Annotated in this window: 14 protein-coding genes; 9 read left to right on the top strand and 5 right to left on the bottom strand. The window is 51.5% G+C overall.

The genetic code is table 11. The annotated features are described in order from the left end of the window. Positions 1-10 precede the first annotated feature (10 nt). Positions 11-880: an AraC family transcriptional regulator gene (locus C2U43_RS12925; RefSeq protein WP_048214144.1), complete on the top strand. Its 870-nt coding sequence runs from the start codon at positions 11-13 to the stop codon at positions 878-880. Here C2U43_RS12925 and C2U43_RS12920 read toward each other — a convergent pair. Further along, positions 863-2,029 carry a benzoate/H(+) symporter BenE family transporter gene (locus C2U43_RS12920; protein ID WP_153687272.1) on the bottom strand — a complete coding sequence of 389 codons (1,167 nt, stop codon included), beginning with the start codon at positions 2,027-2,029 and terminating at the stop codon, positions 863-865. The two genes, C2U43_RS12925 and C2U43_RS12920, sit on opposite strands and share 18 nt — an antisense overlap. A gap of 105 nt (positions 2,030-2,134) precedes the next feature. Between C2U43_RS12920 and C2U43_RS12915 the strand changes: the two genes are divergently transcribed. Both C2U43_RS12915 and rlhA read left to right on the top strand, forming a co-directional pair. Next, positions 2,135-2,671: a helix-turn-helix domain-containing protein gene (locus C2U43_RS12915; RefSeq protein ID WP_048227578.1), complete on the top strand. Its 537-nt coding sequence runs from the start codon at positions 2,135-2,137 to the stop codon at positions 2,669-2,671. Between the two features lie 79 nt (positions 2,672-2,750). Beyond that, a complete protein-coding gene (gene rlhA, locus C2U43_RS12910) occupies positions 2,751-4,712 on the top strand; it encodes a 23S rRNA 5-hydroxycytidine C2501 synthase (protein WP_103285249.1) in 1,962 nt (653 codons plus the stop codon). A 3-nt stretch (positions 4,713-4,715) separates the two neighbouring features. On the opposite strand, the gene C2U43_RS12905 is transcribed toward rlhA, so the two are convergent. The 4 genes from C2U43_RS12905 to C2U43_RS12890 all read right to left on the bottom strand — a co-directional run bounded on the left by C2U43_RS12905 (position 4,716) and on the right by C2U43_RS12890 (position 7,676). Next, positions 4,716-4,946 (bottom strand): DUF2554 family protein, encoded by a 231-nt coding sequence (locus tag C2U43_RS12905; protein WP_003020233.1) that lies wholly within the window; start codon positions 4,944-4,946, stop codon positions 4,716-4,718. Positions 4,947-5,137: 191 nt separating this feature from the next. Continuing rightward, complete coding sequence (locus C2U43_RS12900; RefSeq protein ID WP_003020230.1) at positions 5,138-5,263, bottom strand: DUF2474 domain-containing protein; 126 nt, start codon at positions 5,261-5,263, stop codon at positions 5,138-5,140. After that, entirely contained in the window at positions 5,263-6,273 is a 1,011-nt protein-coding gene (gene cydB / locus C2U43_RS12895; RefSeq protein WP_103285248.1) for a cytochrome d ubiquinol oxidase subunit II, read from the bottom strand. The genes C2U43_RS12900 and cydB overlap by 1 nt, the downstream gene beginning before the upstream one ends. Further along, positions 6,273-7,676 carry a cytochrome ubiquinol oxidase subunit I gene (locus tag C2U43_RS12890; protein WP_048214148.1) on the bottom strand — a complete coding sequence of 468 codons (1,404 nt, stop codon included), beginning with the start codon at positions 7,674-7,676 and terminating at the stop codon, positions 6,273-6,275. The genes cydB and C2U43_RS12890 overlap by 1 nt, the downstream gene beginning before the upstream one ends. Before the next feature lie 213 nt (positions 7,677-7,889). Here C2U43_RS12890 and C2U43_RS12885 point away from each other — a divergent pair, with 213 nt between their 5' ends. The 6 genes from C2U43_RS12885 to C2U43_RS12860 all read left to right on the top strand — a co-directional run bounded on the left by C2U43_RS12885 (position 7,890) and on the right by C2U43_RS12860 (position 14,690). Further along, entirely contained in the window at positions 7,890-8,897 is a 1,008-nt protein-coding gene (locus C2U43_RS12885) for a Stealth CR1 domain-containing protein (RefSeq protein ID WP_071446663.1), read from the top strand. A 136-nt stretch (positions 8,898-9,033) separates the two neighbouring features. Continuing rightward, the gene (locus C2U43_RS12880; protein ID WP_008784843.1) at positions 9,034-10,443 is read left to right on the top strand and encodes an aminotransferase-like domain-containing protein; all 1,410 of its coding nucleotides are present in this window, start codon (positions 9,034-9,036) and stop codon (positions 10,441-10,443) included. Positions 10,444-10,770: 327 nt separating this feature from the next. Continuing rightward, positions 10,771-11,916, top strand: a complete 1,146-nt coding sequence (gene ydcS, locus C2U43_RS12875) for a putative ABC transporter substrate-binding protein YdcS (RefSeq protein ID WP_008784842.1) — start codon at positions 10,771-10,773, stop codon at positions 11,914-11,916. Between the two features lie 16 nt (positions 11,917-11,932). Then, positions 11,933-12,949 carry an ABC transporter ATP-binding protein gene (locus C2U43_RS12870; protein ID WP_048235324.1) on the top strand — a complete coding sequence of 339 codons (1,017 nt, stop codon included), beginning with the start codon at positions 11,933-11,935 and terminating at the stop codon, positions 12,947-12,949. Then, entirely contained in the window at positions 12,950-13,894 is a 945-nt protein-coding gene (locus C2U43_RS12865; RefSeq protein WP_003833133.1) for an ABC transporter permease, read from the top strand. After that, positions 13,884-14,690 (top strand): ABC transporter permease, encoded by an 807-nt coding sequence (locus C2U43_RS12860; RefSeq protein WP_003020204.1) that lies wholly within the window; start codon positions 13,884-13,886, stop codon positions 14,688-14,690. Before C2U43_RS12865 ends, C2U43_RS12860 begins: the two co-directional genes overlap by 11 nt. The last annotated feature ends 4 nt before the right edge of the window (positions 14,691-14,694 follow it).

Genomic DNA, 14,694 nt, shown 5'->3' with positions numbered 1-14,694 from the left:
ATGTGATGGTATGTCTCAGCCCTACGGTGCCTTTGAAAACTTGCGCAAACATAATGCCGTGCTGCATGAATCGGTTGCGTTACATTCAGGGATCCAACTGGCGGCCTGGTCGAACAAACGCGATACCATCACCCAATATTGCGATCACCATACGCTCAGTTTATACATCGCAGATGGTTACGAGAGTTACCACAAGACGGCGGGAGGCTGGAAGAATGGCGGGGGACCAGACCGTTTTTGCCTGATGCCGAAGGAGAGTGAGTCCAGTTGGGATATTCGTGACGATCTTTCCTTTGTTCATCTCTATTGTACAGACGCCCATTTGCGCGAAGTGGGTGAAAAAGTTTGGGACAAAAGCCCCTATAGTTTCACGCTGGACGAGCATACGTTTGGCAGTGACCCGGGGATCACGGCGGTTTACCGTCAGTTTTTGCTTGGTAACGACTGGCAGCAACCGGCCAATCACCTCACGCTTAGCGCGGCATCTTCACTACTGTTAACGCATCTGATCCAGCATTACAGCAATGTGCAATGGCGACTTCCCGTTGTCACCGGAGGGCTTGCGCCTGCCACATTGCGCAACGTGCTGGCCTATATTGAAGCACATCTGGCGTATCCCATAACGTTGAGCGATCTGGCAGGTGAAGCAGCGCTAAGTGAATTCCATTTTGCCAGAATGTTTCGCCAGTCGATGAATATGGCGCCTCATCAGTACGTCATGCAACGCCGTATGGCGCTGGCGCAGCAACTGGTCTGTTGTTCATCACGCAGCCTGTCGGATATTGCAATGGCCTGTGGGTTCAGTTCGGCGAGCCATTTCAGTAACCGGTTTAAACAAGTGACGGGTAAAACGCCAACGCAGCTACGCGCGGCGAAATAACGTCAACACTGAGTAGCAGATACCGCCGACGACCAGCCCCCAGAATGCAGACCCAACACCAAATACCGTCAGACCACTGGCCGTAACCAGAAAAGTGACGATGGCCGCATCGCGTTCTGCTTCATTATGTAAGGCTTGAAATAAACTACCGCTAATCGTGCCGAGTAATGCCAGACCAGCAAGCATCTGGATCCAGCTTACGGGCAGGGCAGCCATCAGTCCTGTGACCGAACCGCCAAACACCCCAGCCAGAATGTAAAAGACACCCGCTGCCGCTGCGGCGAGCCAGCGTCGATTTACATCTGGATGGGCTTCGGGGCTTTGGCAAATTGCGGCGGTTATGGCGGCGATGCAGATGGAATAGACGCCAAACGGCGAAAATAGCAGTGCCAACAGACCCGTAAAAACAATCAGGGGTGAAACGGGTAACGAATATCCAGATGCTTTCATGGTCGCAATACCGGGGGCATTTTGCGAAGCCATAGTGACCAGAAACAGCGGTAGCGCAATACTGATACTGTGGGCTAATGAAAAGTGTGGTGCAATAAACGCTGGCAACACCGGTGACAGATTAACACCATCGGTGACAATGTCACCTTTAACCAGGGCGATGGCTATACCTACCAACATTGCTGCGATAACGGCATACCGTGGGGCGATTACTTTTAGTACCAACCACGCCAGCAGCATGCTGCCGCACAAGATAAGCTCACTGTTCAGGCTATTGAACGCCTGCAAACCAAAACGCAGCAAGATCCCGGCCAGCATGGCCGATGCCAGCGAGTGGGGAATAATTTTCATCAGGCGGGCAAACAGCCCGGTTATACCGCACAGCACAATCAATGCATTAGCTACGATAAAAACACCGATAGCATCCTGAATCGATACCCCTTGCAGGCCCGTCACCAGCAGCGCGGCACCGGGCGTTGACCATGCGGTAAGTACAGGGGCGCGATACCACAATGTCAGCGCCAGCGTACTGACCCCCATTGCTAGCCCTAGTGCGGTCATCCAGCCTGCGATTTGTCCGGTCGTCGCACCTGCGGCGAGCGCCGCTTGCCAGATAATGGCCGCTGAACTGGCGTAGCCGACCAGGACCGCCACAAAACCCGACAAAACTGTAGGCAGGGGGATGGAAAATGTGCGCATAGCAACTCCGCGTGCGTTATAACGGTCAGTCACTGTAACACTGTGCGTTATAGCGTACAAGTGCTAAGCTGTAGCCCTGAGAAAGGAGAGCGACGAAGGAGAAAAATGGACAACTTAACCCACTATTTGGCCACAACGCTCAAGACGCTACGTCACCAGCGTGAATGGAGCCTTTCGCGTCTGGCGGAGGAAACTGGCGTGTCAAAAGCGATGCTGGGGCAGATTGAGCGCAACGAATCCAGTCCAACGGTGGCAACATTGTGGAAAATTGCCACTGGACTGAACGTCCCGTTTTCAACGTTTATTTCACCACCAGAGTCAGACGGCACGCTAACATTCGATCCCCAGCAGCAGGCGATGGTCGTCACACCGTTGTTCCCGTGGGATCCGCAACTGTGCTTCGATCATTTTTCGATACTGCTGGCACCCGGCGCGCTCAGTGAATCTACTCCGCATGAAACCGGCGTAATTGAGCACGTGGTGGTGATTAGTGGTCTGCTGGATATGTGTATTGAGGGGCAGTGGCGCACCCTTAAATCCGGTGAAGGTGTCCGTTTCGCCGGAGATACGGCACATAGCTACCGTAACAGTAGCGAGCAAACGGTTCATTTTCATTCGCTGATCCATTACCCACGCGGTTAATCGGGAAAACTATTCCGAAACGCCGCGCTTGTGACTACAATAACCGCCATTTTTACCGCTTGTGGATGGTAACAACTGTATGCGCCAGCAGCCTCATCACCTTGAATTGTTAAGCCCGGCTCGGGATACCGCCATTGCGCGCGAAGCCATTTTGCACGGCGCAGACGCCGTTTACATTGGTGGACCAGGTTTTGGCGCGCGTCATAACGCCAGTAATAGCCTGAAAGATATAGCCGAATTAGTGCCTTTTGCCCATCGTTACGGGGCAAAAATCTTTGTGACGCTAAACACGATCTTGCATGATGATGAGCTGGAGCCCGCACAACGGTTAATTACCGATCTGTATCAGACCGGCGTTGATGCCTTGATCGTGCAGGATATGGGGATTCTGGAACTGGATATTCCCCCGATTGAACTGCACGCCAGCACCCAGTGCGATATTCGCAGCGTTGAGAAGGCGAAATTTCTATCCGATGTGGGATTCACCCAGATTGTGCTGGCGCGCGAACTGAGCCTTGAGCAGATTAACGCTATCCATCAGGCTACCGATGCGACCATTGAGTTTTTCATTCACGGTGCGCTGTGCGTTGCCTATTCAGGGCAGTGTTATATTTCACATGCACAAACAGGACGCAGCGCTAACCGCGGCGACTGTTCCCAGGCTTGCCGTCTGCCGTATACCCTGAAAGACGATCAGGGGCGCGTGGTATCCTATGAAAAACATCTGCTGTCGATGAAAGATAACGATCAGACCGCTAACCTGGGTGCGTTGATTGACGCAGGTGTGCGTTCCTTCAAAATTGAAGGGCGCTATAAGGACATGAGTTATGTGAAGAATATTACCGCGCATTATCGCCAGATGCTCGACGCCATTATTGAAGAGCGCGGCGATCTGGCCCGTTCATCAGCAGGACGTACCGAACATTTCTTTACCCCATCCACAGAGAAAACCTTCCATCGCGGCAGCACCGATTATTTTGTGAATGCCCGTAAAGGGGATATCGGTGCATTCGACTCACCAAAGTTTATCGGTTTGCCGGTCGGCGAAGTCCTGAAGGTGGCAAAAGATCATCTCGATGTTGAAGTGACCGAACCGCTGGCAAACGGGGATGGCCTGAACGTGTTAATCAAACGTGAGGTTGTTGGATTTCGCGCCAACACCGTGGAAAAAACGGGGAACAATCGTTATCGGGTATGGCCGAATGAAATGCCCGCCGACCTGCACAAAGTGCGTCCGCATCATCCGCTGAATCGCAACCTCGATCATAACTGGCAGCAAGCGTTAACAAAAACTTCCAGCGAACGCCGTGTTGCGATCGATATTGAGCTCGGCGGCTGGCAGGAGCAGTTGATTCTGACGCTCACCAGTGAAGAGGGCGTGAGTATCACCCATACGTTGGACGGCCAGTTTGAGGAAGCGAACAATGCGGAAAAAGCGTTGAGTAACCTACAGGATGGACTGGCAAAACTTGGTCAGACGATGTACTACGCCCGCAATATTCAGGTGAATCTGCCGGGCGCGCTGTTCGTGCCAAACGGTCAACTAAATCAGTTCCGGCGTGAAGCCGTTGATATGCTGGATGCAGCGCGCCTGCAAAACTATCAGCGCGGTAGCCGCAAACCGGTATCTCTGCCAGCGCCGGTTTACCCACAAACGCACTTGAGTTTTCTGGCTAACGTCTACAACCAAAAAGCGCGTGAGTTTTATCACCGTTATGGCGTTCAGTTGATTGATGCAGCCTATGAAGCACATGAAGAAAAGGGCGAAGTGCCGGTGATGATCACCAAACATTGCCTGCGTTTCGCCTTTAACCTGTGTCCGAAACAGGCGAAAGGTAACATCAAAAGCTGGAAAGCAACACCGATGCAACTGGTTAACGGCGATGAAGTCCTGACGCTGAAATTTGATTGCCGACCGTGCGAAATGCACGTAATCGGCAAGATGAAGCATCACATTCTGAAAATGCCGTTGCCGGGCAGCGTCGTGGCTTCGGTCAGTCCAGAAGAACTGATGAAGACACTGCCAAAGCGCAAAGGTTAATCGTTAGCTCAGATGTGTATCGGGTTTGCGTGATTTTTGCCAGTGATGGTGTTCACGAAGATCGGCGGCGGATTCTTCCGCCGTCACTCGAAGTTCATCGCTGTCGGCCGTGTGTCGTAGTAAATGATCGGCATCCTGCACCTGAAGATATTCATGTCCCTGATTAGTAGCGAAAAGTTGACCGGAAAAAAGCGCGCTGGCCAGCAATAACACCGTTAACCCTTTCTTAAACATCATGCACCCTCTGGTACGTTAGCTGCGGAATTGGCGATAATTTCGCCCGGTGACTATTCAATATTTTAATCGGGTTAATGACAATCTCTGTTTTGCCATTTCGATGTTTTTTACATTTTTGTTTAGTCGATGTTGGGATTTGTAACACCCGGGCAGTGCAGCGCGCTGACCGGGTGTTATCAGGGCGAGATTCAGGACTTAAATCCGGCGGCCGTCATCAGGAGACGAAAGAACATACCAACGGCGGCGAGGGCCAGCACGCTGCCACCCCAGAGGATCACCAGCCACATCAGGCGTTTCCAGATTGTTTGTTGCATCAATGATACCCCTCACCATGTTGAACTTTGCCGCGGAAAACGTAGTAGCTCCAGAAGGTGTACACCAGGATTATCGGGATAATCAGCAGCGCGCCAACCAACATAAAGCCCTGACTTTGTGCCGGAGCCGCCGCCTGCCAGAGCGTAATAGACGGTGGAATGATATGTGGCCAGATACTGATCCCCAGCCCGCTAAACCCGAGAAAAATCAGCCCCAGCGTTAATACAAAAGGCAGCGTATGGCAGTTATGTTGCCCCAGCGAACGCCACAGCCAGAGACTGATAAGCGCAACCAGCAGCGGAACCGGCATCAGGAACCACAGGTTGGGCAGGCTAAACCAACGCTCGGCAATCGCGCTATGTGCCAGTGGTGTCCACAGGCTGATAATGGCAATCACAACCAACATCGCCAGCAGCAGTTTTTTGGCCACACTGCGCATTTTATCCTGCAACGGATTTTCGCTTTTCATCACCAGCCATGTTGCCCCCAGCAGGGCGTAAGCCACGACCAGACCAACGCCGCAGAACAACGTGAACGGGGTCAACCAGTCGAAAGGACCGCCGCTGTAGCTGCGTCCGGTAACGGAAAACCCGTTGAGTACGGCACCCACCACGACACCTTGCGTGAATGTCGCGAGGATTGAACCGCCAATAAAGGCTTTATCCCAGAATGGTCGGTGAGCCGGTGTGGCTTTGAAGCGAAACTCGAACGCGACGCCGCGAAAAATCAGGCCGATTAGCATCAGGGTCAACGGGATGGTCAGCGCATCGACGATCACCGCATAGGCCAGGGGGAAAGCGCCGAATAATCCGGCTCCGCCCAATACCAGCCAGGTTTCATTGCCGTCCCATACCGGGGCTACGCTGTTGACCATAACATCGCGGTCGTCAGCGTCCTGAATCGCTGGGAATAAAATGCCAATCCCGAGATCAAAACCGTCCATCACGATATACATCAGCGTGGCGAAGACGATAATTACAAACCAGATAACTGATAAATCGATACCCATTAGCGATGTGCCTCCGGTTGAGAATCGAGGACGGCGGCTGAAAGCGGCCGGGCAGGCGTGCCTGTTGGCGGAATAGTCGGGTCATCTTCCTGTGGCCCTTTACGGATCAGGCGGATCATGTAGCTGTAACCCACGCCAAACACTGAGCTGTACACCACAAAGAAGGACAGCAGGCTGATGCTCATATGTAAATCGCCATGTGCAGAAACCGCATCCGCCGTACGTTGCAGACCGTAAACCACCCACGGCTGACGGCCAACTTCAGTGGTCACCCAACCGGCAAGGATGGCAATCAGACCGGAAGGGCCCATCCATAAGGCAAAGCGCAGAAAAGGGCGCGAGGTGTATAAACGCTGCTTATAGCGCAGCCACAGGGCAAACGCGCCCAACAGGATCATCAGCATGCCTAGCCCGGCCATTATGCGAAACGACCAGAACACCATGGTGGAGTTGGGCCTGTCTTCTTTAGGAAACTCTTTTAGGGCCGGGACCTGTTTGTCCAGACTATGGGTCAGGATCAGACTGCCCAGCGCCGGGATTTCCAGCCCATAGCGGGTGCGTTCCTGCTCCATATCCGGCCAGCCGAACAGCAGCAGCGGAGTCGGTTCACCGGGGCGATTTTCCCAGTGTCCTTCAATCGCAGCAATTTTTGCCGGCTGATGCTTCAGCGTATTCAAACCGTGCATATCGCCAATCAAGGCCTGCAGTGGAGCGACGATTAATGTCATCCACAGCGCCATCGAAAACATCGCTCGAATTGCTGGTGTGTTATTCCCGCGCAGCAAATGCCATGCCCCCGAGGCAGCAACAAACAACGCGCTACTCAGGAAGGCGGCAACCGACATATGCAGCAGACGATAGGGGAATGAAGGATTGAAAATAACGGCGAACCAGTCGACGGGAACGACCTGGCCGTTAACTATTTCATAGCCTTGCGGTGTCTGCATCCAGCTGTTGGAGGCGAGGATCCAGAAGGTTGAAATAATGGTACCCAGTGCGACCATGCAGGTGGCAAAGAAATGAAGTCCTGGACCAACCCGATTCCAGCCAAACAACATCACCCCAAGGAAACCAGCTTCGAGGAAGAAGGCGGTTAATACTTCATAGGTCAGTAACGGCCCAGTGATACTCCCGGCGAACTCGGAAAAACCACTCCAGTTGGTGCCGAACTGATAAGCCATCACCAGCCCGGAAACTACACCCATACCAAAATTTACGGCGAATATTTTCGACCAGAAATGGTACAGCGATCGCCAAATGGGATTTTTCGTTTTTAGCCATAGCCCTTCCAGCACAGCCAGATAACTGGCGAGCCCGATAGTAATAGCCGGAAAGATGATGTGAAAGGATACCGTAAACGCGAACTGGATCCTTGCCAGGTGAAACGCGTCAAGACCGAACATGCTTAACTCCGCAGGCAAAATTGATTTAGCGCAATTCTAAGTCTGAGGAGCAGTGGAAGGCAGAAACAGAACAGTTCTTTTTAACCATAACAGTTGCACAATTGCCATAGCTTTCACAAAAGATGGAGTCTTCAATATTGATGCCTTGATTAGTTCAAACATTGAATTGGTACTTTGTTATATTCGCCGAAAATTATTAATTGGAACAATAAAATGAGCGGAATCGACTTTGTCGTTTTGTGGGTTGACTCAAGTGATTTAGCCTGGCAGGCGAGTTTTGCCAAGTATAAAACGGCGGGTTGCCATGATGAGGGGGCTATGCATCCGGCGCGTTTTAGAGATATGGGTATTTTTAATTATTGGTTCAGGTGTGTGGAAAAATATGCGCCATGGGTAAGAAAGATACATTTAGTTACATGCGGACAGATTCCCGCATGGCTTAATGTGAATCATAAAAAGTTAAACATTGTTTTTCATGAACAGTTTATCGAAAACAAGTACTTGCCTACATTTAACTCTAATGCGATAGAGCTTAATATTCATAAGATAAATGATTTGAGCGACAAGTTTGTCTTGTTTAATGATGATATGTTCATTACGGCACCGCTGGCTGAAGATTTCTACTTCGATAATGGAAATCCAAATGACTTTTTGATTTTAAAGAAAAATCCTCCAACCAACAAAGATAATCTCATCATGGCTTCATCAGATTTTCTCAACATCAGCATATTAAATAGCCACTTTAGCAAGCACGCGATGATGCAGGAAAATAAGAATAAATATTACAGCATGTGTTATAAAAGGCGGCTACTGAAAAATTTTTCTAACCGAAAAGAAAAGTTTTTCGAAGGGTTTTATAGTCGACACATTCCGCAACCATTTTTGAAAAGTACGTTCAATGAGATATGGCAGGTGGAAGAACAGTTGCTGAGGGAAACAGTCAGTAAGAAATTCCGCGAACCTTTGTGCTTAACGCAATACTTATTCCGATATTGGCAGTTGGCGAATGGGAAATTTAACCCTAAAAACCCTATAAAGAGAGGGAAGTATTTCAATTTATCCTCTAAAAGCATAAACGATGCTATCAAAACACTAACCGATGGAACTGCTCAAACCTGTTTTAATGACACCGAGATACTCAACGATTTTGATGCGGTGACCGACAAATTGCGCACAGCATTTGAAAATGTGTTTAGTGAAAAGTCAGGATATGAGATTTAAGACAATAACAGTTTAGGTTTCACTTGGCAGGCTGCAACTTCGGCATTGAAACAAAACTATTCATAACAGTTAGTAAAAATGTAGATATTATGTAAACTGATATACATGATGGTGGTTACCTGAACGGATTTTCAGAATGAAAAAGTACCAGCGACTGGCAGAGCAAATTCGCGATCAAATTGCGTCTGGCGTATGGCAGCCAGGCGATCGCTTGCCATCCTTGCGTGAGCAGGTGGTCAGCAGCGGAATGAGTTTTATGACCGTCGGACACGCATACCAGTTGCTGGAAAGCCAGGGGCGGATTATTGCCCGACCGCAGTCTGGCTATTATGTCGCCGCGCGCCCCGAACGTGAATTTGCTGCGCCACAGGTGCAGGTCATGCGCGATGAAGCGGTGGATATCAATACCTACATTTTTGATATGTTGCAGGCCAGCCGGGATGCGTCAGTGATGCCCTTTGCCTCCGCATTCCCCGACCCGCGTCTGTTTCCACTTCAGCAGTTGAATCGCTCGTTGGCGCAGGTGAGTAAAACTGCCACCGCCATGAGCGTGATTGAAAACCTGCCACCAGGGAATGCTGAGCTGCGTCATGCCATTGCCCGTCGCTATGCTCAACAGGGGATGACCATTTCACCGGACGAAATCGTCATCACCACCGGCGCGATGGAAGCCCTCAACCTGAGCCTGCAAGCAGTCACCGAACCGGGTGATTGGGTAATTGTCGAAAACCCCTGTTTTTACGGGGCGTTGCAGGCCCTGGAGCGATTACGTCTGAAGGCGCTTTCGATTGCCACCGACGTAAAAGAGGGGATCGATCTCACCGCGCTGGAGCAGGCGTTGCAGGAGTACCCGGTAAAAGCTTGCTGGCTAATGACAAACAGCCAAAATCCACTGGGTTTTACGCTCAGCGCAGAGAAAAAGGCGCGTCTGGTTGCCTTGCTGGAAAAATACCACGTAATACTGATTGAAGATGATGTTTACAGCGAACTGTACTTTGGCCGCGAAAAACCGTTGCCCGCCAAAGCCTGGGATCGCGCCGACAGCGTTCTGCATTGTTCGTCCTTCTCGAAGTGTCTGGTACCAGGATTTCGTATTGGCTGGGTGGCAGCAGGGAAACATGCCCGGCGTATTCAGCGACTCCAGCTAATGAGCACCTTATCTACCAGTTCGCCCATGCAGCTTGCCCTTGTTGATTATCTTTCAACCCGGCGCTATGACGCGCATCTGCGGCGCTTGCGTCGGCAACTGGCGGAACGTAAACAACAGGCCTGGCAAACGCTGCTGCGTCATCTTCCGGCGGAAGTCAAAATTCACCACAACGACAGTGGTTATTTTCTGTGGCTGGAGCTGCCGGAACCGCTTGATGCCGGTGTGCTCAGTACCCATGCGCTGGCACACCACATCAGTATTGCGCCGGGGAAAATGTTCTCGACCTCGGGAAGCTGGACACGTTTTTTTCGTTTTAATACTGCATGGCACTGGGGAGATCGCGAAGAGCAGGCCGTAAAACAGCTTGGTAAATTAATTCGTGAAATGATGAAATAAACCATAACGCGCTATTCAATATAAATGAATAGCGTGTTCTTATTTTCGAAATAGTGAATGCTGAACCACGGTATTATTTATATCGGGTGCGTCCATACAAAATATCAATAGTTATTACTATTGCCACCTCTGCGTCTAACTCCTTGTCTATACTCCAGAAGATTACCCCCAGGTCAGAGTCTGTAGCGTAATGAGCGTTAGCTCACAACCTGATTAAATTTCCTTGCGCCAGCAGGAACGCTTACAACACCCCGACTATTTTTAGAAAAGGACATATATTTACGGCAAGGCTGCCGCTCAATATTTTTTAGACAGGAGTAAGACGTTATGAGCAAGCAGTTTGCCCTCAGTAGCCTGTGCGCACTCAGTATGACGCTGATGACTGCGCAGGCAGCCGAACCCCCCACATCATTAGATAAACCGGAAGGCCGCCTGGATATTATTGCCTGGCCGGGTTATATCGAACGTGGGCAAACCGATAAGCAATATGACTGGGTCTCACAGTTTGAGAAAGATACCGGCTGCGCGGTTAATGTAAAAACGGCAGCCACATCTGATGAAATGGTCAGCCTGATGGCAAAAGGCGGCTACGACCTGGTTACCGCTTCTGGTGATGCCTCACTGCGCCTGATTATGGGAAAACGCGTTCAGCCAATTAATACCGCGCTGATCCCTAACTGGAAAACCATCGATCCACGTGTGGTAAAAGGCGAATGGTTTAACGTTGGCGGAAAAGTTTACGGCACACCGTACCAGTGGGGACCAAACCTGCTGATGTATAACACCAAAATTTTTCCAACGCCGCCGGATAGCTGGAGCGTGGTGTTTGTTGAGCAAAAACTTGAGGATGGGAAAAGCAATAAAGGGCGCGTTCAGGCCTACGATGGCCCGATCTATATTGCCGATGCCGCGTTATTCGTTAAAGCCACTCAGCCGCAGTTGGGTATTACCGATCCCTATCAGCTCACTGAAAAACAGTATCAGGCGGTGATCAAAGTCCTGAGCGATCAGCACGCGCTGATCCATCGCTATTGGCACGATACCACCGTGCAAATGAGCGATTTCAAAAACGAAGGCGTGGTGGCGTCAAGCGCCTGGCCTTATCAGGCTAACGCCTTGAAAGGCGAAGGTCAGCCAATTGCCACGGTTTTCCCAAAAGAAGGGGTTACCGGATGGGCTGATACCACCATGCTGCACAGTGAAGCGAAACACCCGGTTTGTGCTTACAAATGGATGAACTGGTCATTAACCCCGAAAGTACAGGGCGACGTAGCGGCCTGGTTTGGTTCTCTGCCAGTGGTGCCTGAAGGTTGTAAAGCCAGCCCTCTGTTGGGTGAAAAGGGTTGTGAAACCAACGGTTATAGCTACTTTGACAAAATTGCCTTCTGGAAAACGCCGATTGCCGAAGGTGGAAAATTCGTTCCTTACAGTCGCTGGACGCAGGATTACATCGCCATTATGGGCGGTCGTTAATTCCACTGGGGGTTTTATGACGTACGCAGTGGAGTTTCATAACGTCTCGCGTTTGTATGGGGATGTTCGTGCAGTTGATGGGGTAAGTATTGCGATTAACGACGGTGAGTTTTTCTCTATGCTGGGGCCATCCGGCTCCGGCAAGACCACTTGTCTGCGCCTGATTGCCGGGTTTGAGCAGCTGTCAGGCGGCGCAATTACCATTTTTGGTAAGCAGGCCAGCGAATTGCCGCCCTGGGAACGGGACGTCAATACGGTATTTCAGGATTACGCGTTGTTCCCGCACATGTCGATTCTCGACAACGTCGCCTACGGGCTGATGGTCAAAGGCATCGATAAAAAACAGCGCCACGCGAAAGCACGTGAAGCGCTGGATAAGGTCGCACTCGGTTTTGTGCATGAGCGTAAACCGTCGCAGCTTTCCGGTGGGCAACGTCAGCGCGTGGCGATTGCCAGGGCGCTGGTCAATGAGCCGCGCGTCCTGCTGTTGGATGAGCCGCTCGGGGCATTGGATCTTAAATTGCGTGAACAGATGCAGCTGGAACTGAAAAAATTACAGCAATCTCTTGGCATCACGTTCATTTTTGTTACCCACGATCAGGGGGAAGCCCTGTCGATGTCCGATCGTGTGGCGGTGTTTAATAACGGTCGCATTGAACAGGTAGATTCTCCGCGTGAACTGTATATGCGTCCACGTACGCCGTTTGTGGCAAGTTTCGTCGGGACGTCCAATGTCTTCGATGCGACGATGTCGGCGAACGTTTGTGGGCTACAGGGGATGTTCTCCCTGCGTCCGGAACACATTCGCTTGAATGATACCGGAGGAGAAGTTCAGGCCCGGGGGGTTATTCAGGCGGTGCAGTATCAGGGGGCGGCGACGCGGTTTGAGCTAAAACTCGCCGGAGGGGAAAAATTGCTGGTTAGCCAGGCGAACCTGACGGGAGAAATGCTACCGTCAACGTTGTCGCCAGGTCAGCAGGTGATGGCATCCTGGTCACGCGACGTGATGGTACCGCTGGTTGAGGAGAGGTGAATGGCTATGAACGTCTTACATTCGCCTCCACAGTCGACCAACCTGAACCGGATCTCAGGTTACTTCTGGCGTAATCCGGGGCTGGGGTTATTTTTGCTGCTCCTCGGACCGCTGATGTGGTTTGGCATCGTCTACTTTGGCTCATTACTGACGCTGTTGTGGCAAGGTTTTTATACCTTCGACGATTTCACCATGTCGGTCACACCAGACCTGACGCTGGCGAATTTGCAGGCGCTGTTTAATCCCGCTAACTACGACATCATTTTGCGCACTCTGACGATGGCGGTAGCAGTCACCATCGCCAGCGCGATTCTGGCGTTTCCGATGGCGTGGTATATGGCTCGCTATACCAGCGGCAAAATGAAGGCTTTTTTTTACATTGCCGTAATGTTGCCAATGTGGGCCAGCTACATCGTTAAAGCCTATGCGTGGACGCTGCTGTTGGCTAAAGACGGCGTGGCGCAGTGGTTTTTAACCCACCTTGGGCTGGAGCCGTTGCTGCTTTCGTTCCTGACATTGCCTGCGGTAGGCGGCAATACGCTGTCGACTTCAGGGTTAGGGCGTTTCCTGGTGTTCGTCTATATCTGGCTGCCGTTTATGATCCTGCCGGTACAGGCCGCGCTGGAGAGACTTCCGCCGTCGCTGTTACAGGCTTCTGCTGATTTGGGCGCGCGTCCGCGTCAAACCTTCCGCTATGTGGTGCTTCCATTGGCGATACCGGGCATTGCAGCGGGTTCAATCTTTACCTTCTCTCTGACGTTGGGTGACTTTATTGTGCCGCAACTGGTGGGACCGCCGGGCTATTTCATCGGCAACATGGTGTATTCACAACAAGGGGCGATCGGCAATATGCCGATGGCGGCGGCATTTACTCTGGTGCCGATTGTGTTAATCGCACTGTATCTGGCGTTCGTGAAGCGTCTGGGAGCTTTCGATGCACTCTGAACGCGCACCCTGGCTACTCAAACTGGCGGCATGGGGCGGGGTTATTTTCCTGCACTTTCCCATCCTCATCATCGCCACCTATGCTTTTAATACTGAGGAGGCTGCTTTTAGTTTTCCACCCCAGGGATTAACGCTGAAGTGGTTTAGCGTTGCTGCGCAGCGTAGCGATATTCTGGAGTCTGTGACGTTGTCACTTAAGATCGCTGCGTTGTCGACAGCTATTGCCCTTGTTCTGGGGACGCTGGCCGCGGCCGCGCTGTGGCGTAGGGACTTTTTTGGCAAAAGTGCAATATCGCTGTTGCTACTGTTGCCGATCGCGCTGCCGGGCATTATTACCGGCCTTGCGCTGTTGACCGCGTTTAAAACCATCAACCTGGAACCGGGTTTTCTCACGATCGTGGTGGGCCATGCGACGTTTTGCGTGGTGGTGGTGTTTAACAACGTTGTGGCGCGTTTTCGCCGTACCTCATGGAGTCTGGTTGAAGCGTCTATGGATCTTGGCGCCAATGGCTGGCAAACCTTTCGTTATGTCGTGCTGCCAAACCTGGCATCGGCACTTCTGGCGGGGGGGATGCTGGCGTTTGCCTTGTCGTTTGATGAAATCATCGTGACAACGTTCACCGCCGGACATGAAAGAACACTTCCTCTGTGGCTGCTCAATCAATTGGGCCGTCCACGGGATGTGCCGGTCACCAACGTTGTGGCATTGCTGGTAATGCTGGTGACAACACTGCCAATTTTAGGGGCCTGGTGGCTAACGCGTGAAGGCGACACTCTCGCCGGAAACGGTAAATAAACGA

Source organism: Citrobacter freundii complex sp. CFNIH9 (assembly GCF_002903305.1).
GTDB lineage: Bacteria > Pseudomonadota > Gammaproteobacteria > Enterobacterales > Enterobacteriaceae > Citrobacter > Citrobacter portucalensis.
This window is presented reverse-complemented; position numbering and strand designations above follow the sequence as displayed.